This window comes from Acinetobacter sp. ANC 5045 (genome assembly GCF_004331005.1).
GTDB classification, from domain to species: domain Bacteria; phylum Pseudomonadota; class Gammaproteobacteria; order Pseudomonadales; family Moraxellaceae; genus Acinetobacter; species Acinetobacter towneri.
Genome location: NZ_SJNS01000001.1, coordinates 106,919 through 122,289, shown reverse-complemented (window position 1 = coordinate 122,289; position 15,371 = coordinate 106,919). Strand labels below are relative to the sequence as shown.

At 43.1% G+C, this 15,371-nt stretch carries 15 protein-coding genes and 2 pseudogenes; 12 read left to right on the top strand and 5 right to left on the bottom strand.

All coding sequences use genetic code 11. The annotated features are described in order from the left end of the window. Nucleotides 1-35: 35 nt before the first annotated feature. The 5 genes from E0H79_RS00655 to E0H79_RS00635 are packed head-to-tail and all read left to right on the top strand — an operon-like array spanning nt 36 to nt 3,258. Nucleotides 36-854, top strand: coding sequence for an ABC transporter ATP-binding protein (locus E0H79_RS00655; RefSeq protein WP_004974642.1), 819 nt, complete (start codon nt 36-38; stop codon nt 852-854). Beyond that, nucleotides 851-1,630, top strand: a complete 780-nt coding sequence (mlaE, locus tag E0H79_RS00650; protein WP_004974646.1) for a lipid asymmetry maintenance ABC transporter permease subunit MlaE — start codon at nt 851-853, stop codon at nt 1,628-1,630. Before E0H79_RS00655 ends, mlaE begins: the two co-directional genes overlap by 4 nt. Next, entirely contained in the window at nt 1,630-2,307 is a 678-nt protein-coding gene (locus tag E0H79_RS00645; protein WP_131260598.1) for an outer membrane lipid asymmetry maintenance protein MlaD, read from the top strand. The genes mlaE and E0H79_RS00645 overlap by 1 nt, the downstream gene beginning before the upstream one ends. Nucleotides 2,308-2,322: 15 nt before the next feature. Beyond that, entirely contained in the window at nt 2,323-2,958 is a 636-nt protein-coding gene (locus E0H79_RS00640) for an MlaC/ttg2D family ABC transporter substrate-binding protein (RefSeq protein ID WP_004974651.1), read from the top strand. Nucleotides 2,959-2,970: 12 nt separating this feature from the next. Next, on the top strand, nt 2,971-3,258 hold the full coding sequence (locus E0H79_RS00635) for an STAS domain-containing protein (protein WP_004974653.1): 288 nt from the start codon (nt 2,971-2,973) through the stop codon (nt 3,256-3,258). A 100-nt stretch (nt 3,259-3,358) separates the two neighbouring features. Here E0H79_RS00635 and E0H79_RS00630 read toward each other — a convergent pair. After that, nucleotides 3,359-3,499, bottom strand: a pseudogene (locus E0H79_RS00630) (transposase domain-containing protein); the annotation flags it as partial. Here E0H79_RS00630 and E0H79_RS00625 point away from each other — a divergent pair. Continuing rightward, a pseudogene (locus E0H79_RS00625) lies at nt 3,488-3,961 on the top strand (transposase); the annotation flags it as partial. The pseudogenes E0H79_RS00630 and E0H79_RS00625 sit on opposite strands and share 12 nt — an antisense overlap. Nucleotides 3,962-4,006: 45 nt before the next feature. Here E0H79_RS00625 and E0H79_RS00620 read toward each other — a convergent pair. Beyond that, the gene (locus E0H79_RS00620; protein WP_004974662.1) at nt 4,007-5,020 is read right to left on the bottom strand and encodes a magnesium and cobalt transport protein CorA; all 1,014 of its coding nucleotides are present in this window, start codon (nt 5,018-5,020) and stop codon (nt 4,007-4,009) included. A gap of 154 nt (nt 5,021-5,174) precedes the next feature. Here E0H79_RS00620 and E0H79_RS00615 point away from each other — a divergent pair, with 154 nt between their 5' ends. Beyond that, nucleotides 5,175-5,777, top strand: coding sequence for a TIGR00730 family Rossman fold protein (locus E0H79_RS00615; RefSeq protein WP_096901050.1), 603 nt, complete (start codon nt 5,175-5,177; stop codon nt 5,775-5,777). 1 nt (nt 5,778) lies between these two features. Next, nucleotides 5,779-6,192 carry an NUDIX hydrolase gene (locus tag E0H79_RS00610; protein ID WP_131260597.1) on the top strand — a complete coding sequence of 138 codons (414 nt, stop codon included), beginning with the start codon at nt 5,779-5,781 and terminating at the stop codon, nt 6,190-6,192. Nucleotides 6,193-6,265: 73 nt separating this feature from the next. On the opposite strand, the gene E0H79_RS00605 is transcribed toward E0H79_RS00610, so the two are convergent. Both E0H79_RS00605 and recG read right to left on the bottom strand, forming a co-directional pair. Then, entirely contained in the window at nt 6,266-6,901 is a 636-nt protein-coding gene (locus E0H79_RS00605) for a ComF family protein (protein ID WP_131260596.1), read from the bottom strand. A gap of 18 nt (nt 6,902-6,919) precedes the next feature. Then, complete coding sequence (gene recG / locus E0H79_RS00600; RefSeq protein ID WP_131260595.1) at nt 6,920-8,965, bottom strand: ATP-dependent DNA helicase RecG; 2,046 nt, start codon at nt 8,963-8,965, stop codon at nt 6,920-6,922. 36 nt (nt 8,966-9,001) lie between these two features. Between recG and E0H79_RS00595 the strand changes: the two genes are divergently transcribed. The 3 genes from E0H79_RS00595 (at nt 9,002) to E0H79_RS00580 (ending at nt 11,430) form a co-directional block, all read left to right on the top strand. After that, nucleotides 9,002-9,781, top strand: coding sequence for an NAD-dependent epimerase/dehydratase family protein (locus E0H79_RS00595; protein WP_131260594.1), 780 nt, complete (start codon nt 9,002-9,004; stop codon nt 9,779-9,781). Between the two features lie 124 nt (nt 9,782-9,905). Next, on the top strand, nt 9,906-10,967 hold the full coding sequence (locus E0H79_RS00590; RefSeq protein WP_131260593.1) for an RNA-guided endonuclease InsQ/TnpB family protein: 1,062 nt from the start codon (nt 9,906-9,908) through the stop codon (nt 10,965-10,967). A gap of 127 nt (nt 10,968-11,094) precedes the next feature. Beyond that, on the top strand, nt 11,095-11,430 hold the full coding sequence (locus E0H79_RS00580; protein ID WP_004974672.1) for a type II toxin-antitoxin system HicB family antitoxin: 336 nt from the start codon (nt 11,095-11,097) through the stop codon (nt 11,428-11,430). A gap of 90 nt (nt 11,431-11,520) precedes the next feature. Here the strand turns inward: E0H79_RS00580 and plsB are convergent, their stop codons facing one another. Then, nucleotides 11,521-14,085 carry a glycerol-3-phosphate 1-O-acyltransferase PlsB gene (gene plsB / locus E0H79_RS00575; RefSeq protein ID WP_131260591.1) on the bottom strand — a complete coding sequence of 855 codons (2,565 nt, stop codon included), beginning with the start codon at nt 14,083-14,085 and terminating at the stop codon, nt 11,521-11,523. A 304-nt stretch (nt 14,086-14,389) separates the two neighbouring features. On the opposite strand from plsB, the gene E0H79_RS00570 reads away from it, so the two are divergent. Then, complete coding sequence (locus tag E0H79_RS00570; RefSeq protein WP_004974677.1) at nt 14,390-15,262, top strand: acyl-CoA thioesterase; 873 nt, start codon at nt 14,390-14,392, stop codon at nt 15,260-15,262. The last annotated feature ends 109 nt before the right edge of the window (nt 15,263-15,371 follow it).

Genomic DNA, 15,371 nt, shown 5'->3' with positions numbered 1-15,371 from the left:
ATGCGTGCTGAAAAAATGCAGGAAGACCCTCAGCTATGAATAATCCAATGCCTCAACATGAGCCGTCATTGATTGAAGTCAATGAACTGAGCTTTAAACGAGGGAAACGTGTCATTTTCGAAAATGTCAGTTTAAAGATTCGCCGTGGTCAAATTACTGCCATTATGGGACCTTCAGGTACTGGTAAAACCACGTTATTACGTTTGATTGGTGGTCAGTTGACTCCCGATCATGGTGATATTTTTCTGGATGGAAAAAATCTTGCGCAAATGTCGCGTCAGGAGTTATTTGCTGCGCGCGCACGTATGGGCATGTTATTCCAAAGCGGTGCGTTATTTACCGATATGAGCGTATATGAAAACGTCGCGTTTCCATTGCGTGCACATACCCAGTTGCCTGAACATTTAATTGCAGAATTGGTGGCTTTAAAACTTGAAGCAGTCGGTTTGCGTGGTACAGAACAACTTATGCCTGCAGAACTCTCAGGCGGGATGAACCGTCGTGTGGCATTGGCACGTGCGATTGCGTTAGACCCTGAATTGATCATGTACGATGAGCCGTTTGCAGGGCAAGACCCGATTGTAAAAGGTGTGTTGACCCGTTTAATCCGTTCCTTGCGTGAAGCGTTGGATTTAACCACCATCATCGTCTCGCATGATGTTGGTGAAACTTTATCAATTGCCGACTACATTTATATTATCGCGGAAGGCGTGATTCAGGGCGAAGGTACACCTGCAGAATTAAAACAGCATGAATCGGCATTTGTACGTCAGTTCTTAACAGGCGCTGCCGAAGGGCCAGTCGATTATCAATTTAGCCATCGGGCTTATTTAAGTGATGAGGTGCGTTCATGAATGCTATTGCCGCATTAGGTCAACGCGTCATTGAGCGTGTTCGTGGCATTGGTGTCGCCACCCAAATGTTGTTGCAAATTCTATTTTCCATGCCAACCCTGCTTGGGGTGAAGCTGTTCCTGTACCAAATGTACCGTGTTGGCGTGATGTCGTTATTGATTATTGCGGTGTCGGGTTTATTTATTGGTTTGGTCTTGGGCTTACAAGGCTACTCCATTTTGGTCAATATCGGTTCAGAAGCCATGTTAGGCACCATGGTGTCTTTGACTTTATTGCGTGAGTTGGCGCCTGTCGTGGCTGCACTGTTATTTGCAGGACGTGCAGGCTCTGCCTTAACAGCAGAAATTGGTCTGATGAAAGCCACAGAACAATTGGCCAGTATGGAAATGATTGGGGTAGACCCACTCAAGCGTATTGTGTCACCACGTTTATGGGCAGGAATTGTCAGCCTGCCAATGCTCTCCATTATTTTTGCTGCGATTGGCATTATGGGCGGCAAAATGGTTGGGGTCGATTTTCTAGGTGTCGATGAAGGCTCTTTCTGGGGCGGTATGCAAAGCAGCGTGCAGTTCTATAAAGATATTTTTAACGGCACAATTATTAAAAGTTTTGTTTTTGCATTAATTTGTACTTGGATTGCAGTATATCAAGGCTATGCCTGTGTCCCAACATCGGAAGGCATTGCGACGTCAACCACACGAACCGTGGTGTATTCTTCATTATGTGTTTTAGGTTTTGATTTTGTGTTGACTGCGGTCATGTTCGGAGGTGTTTAATGAAATCACGTACAAGTGAGCTGGCCGTAGGTGTATTTGTCATTTTGACAGGCATTGCATTATTTTTCTTGGCTATGAAAGTCAGTGGATTGGTGGGTACCAATTTGCGCGACAGTTACAATATGACCGCAACTTTTGACAACGTGAATGGTTTAAAACCACGCGCCAAAGTCACTATGAGCGGTGTCACCATTGGTCGCGTCAATGATATTACCCTAGACCCTGTATCGCGTTTGGCTACAGTTGAATTTGAACTGGATGGCAAGTTGACCAGTTTTAATCCTGAACAACTAAAAACAGTGCAAAATTATGCGCTTGAAGAATTGCGTTACAGTGCAGAATACCAAGAAGCAAGCCCTCAGCAACAAAAAGAAATGGAACAACAACTGTTGGGTAACATGAAATCCATCACCAGTATTGATGAGGATGCTTACATAATGGTAGCAACCAATGGTCTATTGGGTGAGAAATATCTCAAAGTGGTTCCAGGTGGTGGTTTGAACTTTGTGAAGCGTGGCGAAAGTATTGCCAACACGCAAGGCACCATGGATTTAGAAGATTTAATCAGTAAGTTTATTACTGGCGGTGCAGCGAAAACATCCAACGCAGCGTCAGACGCAGATAAAGACACAGCGACAGCTGAAACAACAGATGCAGAAGTGTCATTTGTTGAGTAATGAAGGAGATTGTCCGTGAAAACACTTTTAAAGCAAACTCTGGCGGTAAGTGTACTTTCAACCATGTTGGCAGGAACTGCATTTGCTGCACCTGCAGAAGCGCCACCAGCTTTTGTGAAAAAAGTTGCCGATAGCTTGATTGCACGTTTAAAAGCAGATCATGCTAAATTGCAGAACAATCCAGCATTGGTCAAAACGATTGTGCGTCAAAACCTTGATCCGTATGTAGATGCGCAAGCATTTACCCGTATTGTGATGGGTACTTATGCGACGAACCAATACAGTTCAGCAGCACAGCGTGCGCAGTTTGAGAAAAACTTCCGTGAAACCTTAATTGAGAATTATGGCACAGCGTTTGCGAAATTTAGCAACCAAAGCTACACCATGCGTCCTTATAAGGCGACCAACAGCAAGAACCCAGTGGTGACCATTGACTTCTTGCATAATGGTGAAAAAATTCCTGTGTCATTCCAGTTGGCAGACAAAGGCAGCCAATGGAAAATCCGTAACATTAACGTGTCGGGTATTGATTTAGGTTTGCAATTCCGTAACCAGTTTGCAGCGAACGTGAAGCGTAATGGTGGCAATATTGATAAAGCCATTGCAACCTTTAAGCCAGATGCAGAAGCTGCGGTTGAAAAGAAAAAATAGGTTAGGTGTGGCGTGATTGAATTATCAAATCAGGAATTATGCGTTTCTGGAAAAATAGATTTCAGTAATGCAGAGCAATATTACCAAAAAGGTCTGCAGTTGATTCGTCAGCAGCAGTTGCCTTTGGTGGTCAATTTGGCGCAGCTGGAACACGGGAGTACTTTAGCTTTGGCTGTTTTGGTGCAATGGTTGCGTCAGACGCCTGAAGCCAAAGGCTTACAGTTTAAAGCGGTTCCTGAAAAAATGATGAAGATCATTCAAGCCTGTCATTTGCAAGATGATTTGCAGCTAATCGTCTAAAACTGAAAAAACCATCAAAAAAGCACCTTCTTGTAAGGTGCTTTTTTATTGCGTTTAGTTTCCCGCTTTATTCGTAAGCATCCGGTGAAGCTTATTTGAGTCAGGCAGGCTTCCACTTATGCGGTAGTAATTCTTCAACCTGGATTATTTTCTGTGTCGGCAGTCTTTTCAACACATCACTTAAATAGGCATAAGGGTCCAGTCCATTCAGTTTTGCTGACTGGATTAAGGTGCTGCAATTGAGGCTAGACTGATTATTGCGGTGGTTAAAGATATTAATGAAAAGACAGTTGCAAGATGGTCATTGATCAGCAATGTACCAACCGAGATTACCGCAGTGGAATTGACGACTTGGTATTACTGGCGTTGGTCAATCGAATGTTATTTCAAACTTCTCAAGCAAGCAGGCCATGATATTGAGTCATGGCTTCAGACTACGCCAGAAGCGATTTTAAGGCGTTTGCTGATCAGTTGCATGGCTTGTGTGTTGACGTGGAGAGTGCAGCGTTGTACAGATGAACAAAATCAGAAAGTCCGTGCATTTCTGACTAGGCTCTCAGGTAGACAACAGAAAAGAGGCAAGATAGAGAGTGCGCCTGCCATATTGGCAGGACTCTCGATTTTACTAAATACTCTTCAACTGCTCTCAGAATATTCAATAGATGAACTGAATGAAATCGCAACCATTGCACTAGGTACCTAAAGATGTGTAGATACCTATGCCTAAAAGGAGAGGGAATAAAAGGCATCAAATCCATTTTTTCCATCTAAAGTAAATTAATGGGCCAATAAAGAAGCCAATTAAAATAATACTGACCACTATAAAACTGGTGGTACCTTTGGCAAAAGGTAACACGTCGGTGTTCATACCATAAACACTGGCAACCAACATCGGTGGTGCTAACATACTCGGTAAAATCGAGAATCGACGAATCGTATCGTTCTGTTCGGTGTTAATGAAGCCTGAAGTGGTATCGAGCAAGAAGCGCACTTTCTGGAATAAGAAGGCATCGTGTTCGACTAGTGAGCGTACATCTTCACTGAGTTCTCGAATGTCGGCATCGTAAATATGACTGCCCAACGCGCGAGGACGTGCTAAAAAAGTCAGGACACGACGTAAATCAATCAAACACAGTTGTGCTTTTCCAAGCATGTCTTCTAATTGTGCTAGTCGGGTAATCATGTCATCGAGGTCTAAAATTTGCTCACGATGGCGGTTATTCAGAACTTCTGTGGAATACTTTTCCAAGTCCTTGTGGATATCTTCCAAGATATCCGCAAGTTCGTCTAGTTTGGCTTCAAGCAAACCCAAAAGCACCCAAGTCGGGTCTTTATAATCAATTTCGTAGTCGTTACGTCGTGCACGCGCCCGAAATGCCCGAAACGCCACTAATTTTTCACCACGCAGGGTAAACAGGCGTTCTTTATGTAAAATAAAGGCAACGGTTTGCACTGTGGCTAAAATACTGGAATTGTCTTCAGTTTCACCATCGACTTGATAGTTTTTATTTTTAGTTAAAAAATAGGTACTAATGTGTAAAATACCGTCATCATCACGGTAGAATCGCGCTGAAGATGAAATATCTTCCAAAGATTTTAAGGTTGGTAAATTTTGTGAGTATGCGTCTAGTACCCATTGCTGTTCTTCTTGTGAAGGGGCAATCAGGTCAATCCAGACCAGATCTGGATGCAAATCAAAACCACCGTTAATGGTGGCATCTTCCAGACTACCGCGCTCTGTGGCATAAAAGGCTTCAAGCATTCGTCTTTTCTCCTTGCGCAGTATGGGTTTTGTGGATGGGTGTATTTTAGACAAGGATCTTACTAAATACACTGCTCAGAATGCTATTTTATTTAAAAATCTCCCTGAAGTTTAATTTTATGGCATGACAGCCAGATAACATGGTGAAAAAATGATGTCGTCAATTGCTATTTTCTGTGGTTCTGCCCCAGGAAAAGATTCAGTTTTTGTTGAAAATGCACGAAAAGTGGGTGAAACACTGGCTGCACAAGGCAAAACTTTAATTTATGGCGGTGGGCGCTCAGGCTTAATGGGTGTGGTGGCAGACAGTACTTTGGCAGCAGGCGGGCGTGCAATTGGCGTCATGCCTGAAAGTTTGGCAGAGCATGAATTGGCGCATCCGCATTTGACCGAATTACACATTGTTGAAAACATGCATGCCCGCAAAATAAAAATGTCAGAATTGGCTGAGGGTTTTATTGCTTTGCCGGGTGGTTCGGGAACTTTAGAAGAAATTTTTGAGCAATGGACGTGGGCACAATTAGGAATTCACTCTAAACCCTGTGCTTTTTTAAATGTAGATGGCTTTTATGATGATTTGCTGAAGTTTTTAAGACAGACCTCTGAAAAAGGTTTTACTCAGCCACGTTTTTGTGAGGCATTGATTGTATCGAATTGTATTGACAATATTTTGCAGCAATTTGAACAATACCGTGTTCCAGAAATGAAATGGGAAGTGCCTGAGCTAGAGTGGGTACAGCAGGAATTGGCGAAATAAAATGGCTGAGATCGACAGCAACATCATTACCGTTGCAGCCGCAATTATTTTAAATGCCAAACAGCAGTTATTGGTGGTGCGTAAACAGCACACTGCGTGTTTTATGCAAGTCGGTGGCAAATTAGAACCCAATGAAGCACCTGAAACGACCATGTTGCGAGAAATTGCTGAAGAAATTGGCTGTCAGGCGCAAATACAACAATTTATTGGACGCTATGAAACAGCAACAGCCAATGAACCCGACTGCCATTTGGTTAGTTATGTGTATTGGGTGCAGCTGGATCAAGCACCACAAATTGCTGCTGAAATTGCCGAAATGAAGTGGGTGGATCTGGATGATCAAGATACTTTGTTGGCACCGCTGACTCGTGAAGTGGTGATGCCGTGGCTAAGACAATATTTACAACTCGATTAGGGGTTGTTGATCATTCGTCTATATTTCAAGTTCAACTTTTTAATGCATTGAGCATATTCACCTGAATAGTTTTTTATTCAGCACTGGCCAGACAAACCGCTTCGACTTTTTGACAGCCGAGTTTGAGCAACTGTTGTTTGAGTGCATGAATTGAACTGCCTGTCGTGACCACATCATCCACAATTAAAACTCGACGATAACGGATTTTAGGCGCAGTCTGAATTTGAAATTGCTGTTGGATATCTTCTAGTCGTTCTAAGCGACTTAAGCCTTTTTGCGCATGTTGTTGCAAGCGGGTCACAGGTTGCCAAATCGGGACATTTAAATGCCGCGCCAGTCCTTTTGCTAACAATAAAGATTGATTGTAGCCGCGTTCAGTCAAGCGGGCAGTGGAAATGGGCATCGGTACAATGGCTTGAATTTTAGGATAAGACAGTTGTTTTAGCGCACCTGCCAAAAGCAGTTGGTAGTGTAACTGCTGTTCATATTTAAATTGTTGAATGATGCGATTGATTGGATAGTGGTAATCAAAGGCAACATGAATCTGCATTTCTTGTCGCTGTACTGCTTGGCTACGCCACGGTAATTGTTGCAAACAGGTTTGACAGACGGAATGTTGCCATTGCGTGTCGCTATGGCAGAGCTGACACGGTTGCAGTTGGCGCAGCCATTGTATGCCGCATTGTAGTAGATTGATCGGCTGAGTCATCTTAGGACTGCAATCCGTTTAAACATAGGCATAACGTGGTGCCTCAGGCAGCCAGCGTTTTAGCAAAGCTTCGGCATGTGTAGGATAATCGTTTAAAATTTGCTGTGCCACATGATGCGCCTGTGCCAGCAAATGATCATCCCGTTCTAATTTAGCCACCCGAAAGCCCATATCTCCCGTTTGTTTGGTTCCCAAGAGTTCACCTGGGCCGCGCAGTTCTAAATCTTTTTCTGCAATCACAAAACCATCGTTGGTTTCCCGCATAATCCGCAAGCGTTCTTGTCCATTTTGCGAAAGTGGATTTTTATACAACAGGGCACAAAAACTGGCTTTGGCACCCCGTCCGACTCGTCCACGTAGCTGATGTAGCTGTGAAAGTCCTAAACGCTCGGCATTTTCGATCACCATAATTGAAGCATTCGGTACATCGACCCCGACCTCAATTACTGTGGTGGCAATCAGCAACTGTAATTGATTGTCTTTAAATTGCTGCATGACGGCTTGTTTTTCATCGGCTTTCATTTTGCCGTGTACCAGCCCAATATTCAGTTCAGGAAAGCGTTCTTTAATTTCAGCAAAAGTCGCCTCGGCAGCTTGCGCATCTAAGGTTTCCGACTGTTCCACCAAGGTACAGACCCAATAGGCTTGTTTGCCTTCGGCACAATTGCTGGCAATGCGTTGTAAGACTTCTTCACGCCGATCTAGCGGAATAGTCACCGTTTGAATAGGTGTACGTCCTGGCGGTAGTTCATCAATCACCGAAGTGTCCAAATCGCCATAGGCGGACATGGCTAAAGTTCGCGGAATAGGCGTTGCAGTCATCACCAATTGATGCGGTGTAGTGTGATTGGCACCTTTATTGCGCAAAGCCAGACGTTGATCGACCCCAAAACGGTGTTGTTCATCAATAATCACCAAACCTAATTTGGCAAATTGCACATTGTCCTGAAATAACGCATGTGTCCCAACCACCAAATTGGCGCTACCATCTTGAATGCTCAGTTCAGCCGCTGCGCGTGCTTTGCCTTTTTGTTTGCCAGACAACCATGCCACTGTTAAGCCCAATGGTTCAAACCATTTTTGAAAGTTCAGATAATGTTGTTCTGCCAAAATTTCAGTGGGTGCCATCAGCGCGACTTGCCAGCCTTCTTCTAGGGCATGACAGGCTGCGACTGCAGCGACCAAGGTTTTACCTGCACCTACATCACCTTGTACCAAGCGCAGCATGGGTTTATTACGCTGCAAATCCTGCATGATTTCTTGCGAAACCCGTTGCTGTGCGCCTGTCATTTGAAATGGCATGTTACCGAGTAACGCAGGTGCTAGTTTTTGACTTGGGGAAAATGCAGGTGAGGCAATTTGCTGAATATAAGCCCGTCGGGTTAGTAAACTGACTTGATGCGCCACCAATTCTTCAAAAATCAGGCGTTGCTGTGCAGGGTGAGAGCCTTGTGCCAATTGCAGCATATTGGCATTTAAAGGTGGATGGTGAATATAATCCAGCGCCTGTTTGAGTGCGTAGCCATTGGTCATTTTTTCAGGCAAGAGTTCAGGCAAATCATCGCTATGCTGTGCCAAAGCTTGTTTGACGTATTCACGTAATTTGGCTTGGGTCAGCCCATCGGTGCTTGGGTAAATGGCAGTCAGTTGGGTTTTAGGCAGTGGGGTATGTTCAGTAATCAGTTGTAATTCGGGGTGATACATTTCCAGACCACGCGCCCCAACCCGTACTTCGCCAAATACTCTTAAACGATTGCCGAGTTTGGCACGATCTGTAATGCCTTTATAAATATGATAAAAACGTAAGGTGATTTTGCCAAATTCATCTTCTAAATTGACCGCCATTGACTTGCGTTTACCCGGTGGAAAATCGACCCCTTTAACCACACCTTCGAGTAAATAGCTGCGCCCCACGTTTAATTGGTTCATGGGAATGATCGTGCTACGATCTTCATAGTCACGCGGTAGATGAAACAGCAAGTCATCTGTGGTGAAAATATTTAGTTTTTCGAGTAATGCAGCAGAGGCAGAGCCTACCCCTTGCAACTGATGGACTGCAGCCATGTCCCCTCAACTTCAAATGCTATGATTAGGTGCTGAATGCATATTCTATTTATTGGTTATGGTAAAACATCGCAGCGTGTTGCAAAACAACTATTTACGCTCGGTCATCAAATTACCACAATTAGCCGCAGTCCGAAAACAGATCCTGATATGACGCATCTGCTTCAAGATATTCAACAGCTCGATTTATCACAGACTCAACCTGTTGATGCCGTTTATGTATTACTTGCACCATCTCGGAATACGGTTTTGAGTTCTGTAGAAGCGTATCAACAGACTTATGTAGATTCTGTGCAGCCGATTGTCGCTGCATTAAAAGATCATCCTGTAAAGCGAATTATTGTGGTGTCATCTACACGGGTTTATGGCGAAAACGCAGGTGAATGTATTGATGATGATACTGTGCCTAAGCCGAATGATGTACAAGGGCAGTTGTTGTTGCAGATGGAACACTTGTGGCAACAGGCTTATCCTGAACAATGTGTGATCGTACGTCCTTCGGGTATTTATGGCACTTCGACTGCACGCATGCTCAAACTTGCGGAAAGCACACAAAGTTACCCGAATATACATTGGTCAAATCGGATTCATATTGATGATTTGGCAGGTTTTTTGGCACATTTACTTCACGTGGAACATCCAGAACCATCATATATTTGCAGCAATAACCAAGCTCAGCCTTTGCATGAAATGATTTTAAAGATTCAGCGTGAATTGAATTTACCTGAATTGGTATTAGAAAGTGAGAGAGAAACAGGGAAAAGGATTTTTGCTCAGAGGATGGTGGCGAGTGGGGGTGAATTATTCAATGTGTAATCATTTATCAAATGGAGCGTAAAACTCAGTCCTTCAGGTCAGAGATATAAGCGACACGACATGAAGTGTCGTTTGATTTAACTAAGGACTATTTTTCTTGAGTTTTAATTGTTAATATAAGTACATGAAAACCCTTAAATTACGTATAAAAGACAAACATTGCAAGGTGTTAGACCAACTAGCATCAGAAGTGAACTTCGTCTGGAATTATGTCAATGATTTAGGGTTTAGGCATTTGAAGCGGAAAGGTGAATTTCTCTCTGCTTTTGATATTGCCAAATATACGAAAGGCACATCCAAAGAATGTAATTTACATAGTCAAACCATTCAGGCTGTAACTGAAGAATTAGTCACCCGAAGAAAGCAATTTAAAAAGGCAAAGCTGAAATGGCGTATCAGCAATAAAAAATCAGCAAGGCGCTCTTTGGGATGGGTTCCCTTTAAAAAGKTGGCTATCAAATATGCCAMTGGATATGTCCAGTATGGAAAACACCAATTTAAGCTTTGGGATAGCTACGGTTTAAGCAAATACACGTTAAAAACAGGTTCATTTGTAGAGGATAGCCGTGGGCGTTGGTATGTATGTCTTGTTGTTGAATCGCCTAAGCAAGATAAATCGACAGCAACCAAATCGATTGGTATTGATCTAGGCTTAAAAGATATTGCCACCTGTTCTGATGGCACTGTAATTTCAAATCCAAAATTCTATCGAAAATATGAGCAGACATTAGGTATTGCTCAGAGAGCCAGGAATAAGAAGCGTGTTCGTGCATTACACGCCAAGATTGCAAATAGTCGAAAAGATCATTTGCATAAAGCAAGCACCAAGCTTGTGAATGAAAATGCATTGATTATTGTAGGTGACTTGAGTGCTAAAAAATTAGTAAAAACCAAAATGGCAAAATCTGTTTTGGATACAGGATTTTCGGCACTAAAAACAATGCTCAAGTATAAATGCGAGAACGCAGGCGTATTGTTTGAAGAAGTCCAAGAAGCCTATACCACCCAAATCTGTTCGTGCTGCGGTGAGATCACCTCAAGTAGTCCCAAAGGTAGTACAGATTTTGGAATAAGAGAATGGGAGTGCATGAGCTGTGGTACAGCTCATGATCGAGATATAAACTCAGCTTTAAACATTCTTGCGCTTGGGCATAAGCGTCTAGCTGTAGGAATCACCCTCTTTTAAGGGGGGGAGGATGTCAAAACCTCAAAACCGAGCACATGGTTTTACTGCATCGACCTCACCCTGAAAATGAAATCAAAGGTGGGGCATTGAAAGCTGTAAAGCAAGCACTCAAGCAGGAGGGTTTTTTATGAGTTATTTTAAATACAAAGGTTATCTCGGGACGATTGAACCAGACCTTGAAACAGGTGAGTTATTTGGAAAATTGGCGTTCATTCGAGATCTTATTACTTATGAGGCTGAAACCTTAAAAACACTTGAGCAAGCTTTTCAGGAATCGGTAGATGGATATTTAGATTCTTGTGCAGAATTAGGGAAGAAACCTGATCAGCCATTCAAGGGAACATTTAATGTTCGTATCAGTCCTGAATTACATCGCAAAGCTGTTTTAGCTTCGGAGGAGAGTTCTTTGAATGCATTTGTGAGTGATGCAATTCAAGAGAAATTAATGCGCTTAGGTGTATGATTTTATCAATGCTATAAACTTTATTCTATATTCAATTTAAAGCATAGCGACCTATTGCTATACAGATCGCTATGTTTTTTTGTGTGAAAATTACTTCTTCTTACGTTTTAAGCGTTTCTTCGCCTGTTGTGCAGCAAGAGCCTCTAACGCCTCACGCAATTCTTCATCGCTAAAGGTGGTGATGTGTTGCAGCATCTGTAAAGTCACATCATCCAACACCAAATTGGCGTATTGTGCGACGTTTTTAAAGTTATCATCAAACACAATCGCATTGTCACTGTTGGTGCTGATATAACCTTGCTGAGTTAAGACTTTAATAAAGCTTTGGAACAAGGCTTTGTCAAAGAATTCAGGTGAGTTGAATTCATACAGCACCGACAAACGCTGACCGACCAAATGGCTGAGTTCTTCGACCTGACGTGCCGAAATATTGCCTGAGCCGCGTTGTGTAATCAGCGCCAGTGTCATGTAATAACGCTCTAAACTCTGCATTACAGGTGCAGCCAATACTACCAACTGGTTATGGTCTTCACTATTTGGTGCAGGTGAAATTAAGTTGCCTTCCGCATCTTCAGAAATCAATTTGGCCTGAATTAACGCTTCTACATAGGCACAAATCCGTTCTTTGAGTTCCTGATCTTGCCATTTCAAGAACAACTCGGCTTTCAGGAACGGATATAAGGTGCGGATGACGTTGATTAAATCGCCACGACGAATCGAACCATTATGTTTCACCAATGCTGCAATTAAAGATGGTAAGACAAAGGCATGCAAAATATTGTTGCGGAAGTAGGTGAGTAACACCGCCTGATGGTCTTCAATCGCGATAATATCGCCCAAAACGTGCTGCACTCGTTTAATCAGTTTGAGTTTTAAGCCGTAGGCAATAATTTCTTTACCTGATAATGGTGTGACTTGAGTGCGCTCATCATAAGGCAGGGCAGTGAGCAGATTACGGTAAGTGTCTAACTGCTTCACACAAATTTCTTCATCCAAGGTATGTTTTGGTGTTGCCAGTAAAATCAGCGATAACAAAGATACCGGGTTAATTACCGCAGCACGGTTAATGTTTTCCAAAATCGCATGTGCTGAAGTATTCACTGCATCTGACACTTGTGGTGGAATAGGATCATCATTTTTTTCAATGCTGATGTGTTCGGCATCGTGTTGTTTTAGAACATCATCTAAAAACACAGGTTCGCCAAAATTGACATGCACCTTGCCAAAAATCCGTTCAATCTTGCGCATGGTTTTTAAAATGCCCATTAGCGATTCAGATTCTTTTGGCTTGCCTTGCATTTCACCGACATAGGTTGAACCTTCCATCAGGCGTTCATAACCAATATAAGTTGGCACAAAAGCAATCGGTTTAGCACGACCACGCAAATGACTGTGAATGGTCATGGCGAGCATGCCTGTTTTTGGTGGCAACAAGCGGCCTGTACGTGAACGTCCACCTTCAATAAAGTATTCAAGCGGCGTGTTACGCGACAAAATACTGAATAAATATTCTTTAAAGACGGTTGTGTATAAGCCGTTGCCACGGAAAGTACGACGGATAAAAAACGCACCGCCACCACGAAGCAATTGACCTACAAATGGCATATTCAGGTTATCGCCCGCAGCAATGTACGGCACCATCATGCCGCGTTTGTAAATCACATAAGACAGCAATAAATAGTCGATATGACTGCGGTGACATGGGGTATAGATAATTTCATAGTCTTTGGCCAGTTCGCGCACGGTACTAAAATTATGCACTTCCACGCCATCGTACAATTGTGTCCATAAGCGGGTCAGTGCCATATCGGCAAAGCGTACCGCTGCATGAGAGTAGTCCGACACGATTTCATTTAAATAACCAATCGCACGACGCTCGGCTTCAATCACGCTAATTTTACTGCGTAAACTTTCACGACGAATGGCATCTTGCACATCGGGAGATTTAATCAGACTGAGCATGACATTGCGGCGGTCAGACAAGTCTGGGCCAAGTACGACTTCACGTTGTCCATCTAAGTAATTATTTAGCGTGTTAACAATAAAGGTCGCAGGCGACAGGTTTGGATGCTCAGTTTTGGCATGTTCAATTAAAGCGCGTAATGATTGTGGCTCGTGAAATTCCAAATAAGACTGACGACCATGTACTCCAATATTCATCAACTGCTTGACTGTGCCAGGCGTTGCCCAGGTATCGGTAAACAGTAGTTTAAACCACGAATCTTCTTTGTCTGGAGAGCGTCCCCACAACACGGTCACAGGTACCAGTTCAATATCAAGTTCTGGGTGTTGTTCTAATTGTTCAATTAAACGTAACAAGCGTGGTGGAAAAGCATAAGGTGGTGGATTGAGTAGGTTGTTCTCATCGTGATGCTGTAAAAACAGAATCGAGGCTTTTTCTTTATGTGAACCCATCACCAATGGATCAAGTGCAGGCGTGAGTTTTAAGCGACGTGTTTCGCCATCGACCACCAAGGCATTGCTGCGTGAGTGATTTTGCAAGACATAGCAGGTTATCTTGGTGCGAGTAGCATCTGAGTCTGCACTTTGCGCATCCTTGACAGGGACTTCACCCAAAACATGCGGTGTCACTACAAGGTCAAGCAGCTTACCAGAAAGCTGACGATACATTTGACCAAAACCACGCTTGGACATACTCACTCCTACTTCATCACCTAAGTCCCTAGCCAGTAGGGAATTTATTTTGCGTCATTGTATCTAATAATCGCGCTGCATTTTTAGATAATTTGCATGAATATTGTTAGATTTTATCGTTAAAAATCGTATTTTTAGCAAAATTGATCGGCTAAGTTGTGACACAGCGGTCAGTCTTTGATGGGTAAAAGATGCAGAATCTATGGCAAAATAGCAGGCTTAAAATAGTCAGTTTATTTTGACGATTTATTTTTTCATCGACTTCGATCCCGCATCCCCAATTTCCGCCATACATAGGTTAGTTATGAACGCACTCACACAAGAGCTGGTTGAACTTCTTTGTTTAGAAAAGTTAGAAGAAAATATCTACCGAGGTATCAGTCGTAACTTGGTGGGTAAACGTGTTTTTGGTGGACAGGTTTTGGGACAGGCTTTACGTGCTGCATCTTATACCACTGATCGTCCTGCGCACTCATTGCATGCCTATTTCTTGTTTGGTGGCGATGTCAACGCACCTATTATTTATGAAGTTGACCGTTTGCGTGATGGTAAAAGTTTTTCTAGCCGTCAAGTACGTGCCATTCAGCATGGGCGTACCATTTTTACTGCGATGGTGTCCTTTGCGCCGTTGGAAGACGGTCTGAATTATCAAATTTCAGAGCCAAACTATCCTGCAGCAGAAGCTTTAAAAAACGAAGCGGAACTCAAACAGCATATTGTCGAGTTTGTACCTGAAAATGTGCGTGCCAGTTTTATGCGTGATCGCTTGGTGGAGATTCGCCCGATTAATCCGAGCAATCCATTTTTACCGCAGCCTGAAGCACCTGCTTATGCACACTACATTCGTACCCATGACAGCATTTCACCAGAGGTGGATGAAGTGTCTTTGCATCAGGCAATTGCGGCATTTTATTCAGACTTCACGTTAATGACCACAGCACTGCGTCCGCATGGTTTGAGCTATTTATCACCAAGTTTGCAGTGTGCCAGTATTGACCATGCCATGTATTTCCATAAACCGTTCCGTGTGGATGACTGGATGCTGTACGACATGGAAGCCACCATTAGCACTAGTTCGCGTGGTTTGAACTTTGGGCGCATGTGGCAAAATGGTGAATTGGTGTGTAGCACCAGTCAGGAAGGCTTGATTCGTTTACGTGAAATCGAAACGCAATAAAATATAGCCTTTAAAATCTACATTCATCAGCCGACATTCATGTCGGCTTTTTTACATCCTGAAGCACGATCTGAACCTAATCAAAGTGCGCTAGAAAAATAATACTCGA

Bases quoted from the DNA above. Each gene is read 5' to 3' on its own strand.
- E0H79_RS00655 (WP_004974642.1), top strand. From the start codon at position 36: ATGAATAATCCAATGCCTCAACATGAGCCGTCATTGATTGAAGTCAAT.
- mlaE (WP_004974646.1), top strand. From the start codon at position 851: ATGAATGCTATTGCCGCATTAGGTCAACGCGTCATTGAGCGTGTTCGT.
- E0H79_RS00645 (WP_131260598.1), top strand. From the start codon at position 1,630: ATGAAATCACGTACAAGTGAGCTGGCCGTAGGTGTATTTGTCATTTTG.
- E0H79_RS00620 (WP_004974662.1), bottom strand. From the start codon at position 5,020: ATGCTTGAAGCCTTTTATGCCACAGAGCGCGGTAGTCTGGAAGATGCC.
- E0H79_RS00615 (WP_096901050.1), top strand. From the start codon at position 5,175: ATGTCGTCAATTGCTATTTTCTGTGGTTCTGCCCCAGGAAAAGATTCA.
- E0H79_RS00610 (WP_131260597.1), top strand. From the start codon at position 5,779: ATGGCTGAGATCGACAGCAACATCATTACCGTTGCAGCCGCAATTATT.
- E0H79_RS00605 (WP_131260596.1), bottom strand. From the start codon at position 6,901: ATGACTCAGCCGATCAATCTACTACAATGCGGCATACAATGGCTGCGC.
- recG (WP_131260595.1), bottom strand. From the start codon at position 8,965: ATGGCTGCAGTCCATCAGTTGCAAGGGGTAGGCTCTGCCTCTGCTGCA.
- E0H79_RS00595 (WP_131260594.1), top strand. From the start codon at position 9,002: ATGCATATTCTATTTATTGGTTATGGTAAAACATCGCAGCGTGTTGCA.
- E0H79_RS00580 (WP_004974672.1), top strand. From the start codon at position 11,095: ATGAGTTATTTTAAATACAAAGGTTATCTCGGGACGATTGAACCAGAC.
- plsB (WP_131260591.1), bottom strand. From the start codon at position 14,085: ATGTCCAAGCGTGGTTTTGGTCAAATGTATCGTCAGCTTTCTGGTAAG.
- E0H79_RS00570 (WP_004974677.1), top strand. From the start codon at position 14,390: ATGAACGCACTCACACAAGAGCTGGTTGAACTTCTTTGTTTAGAAAAG.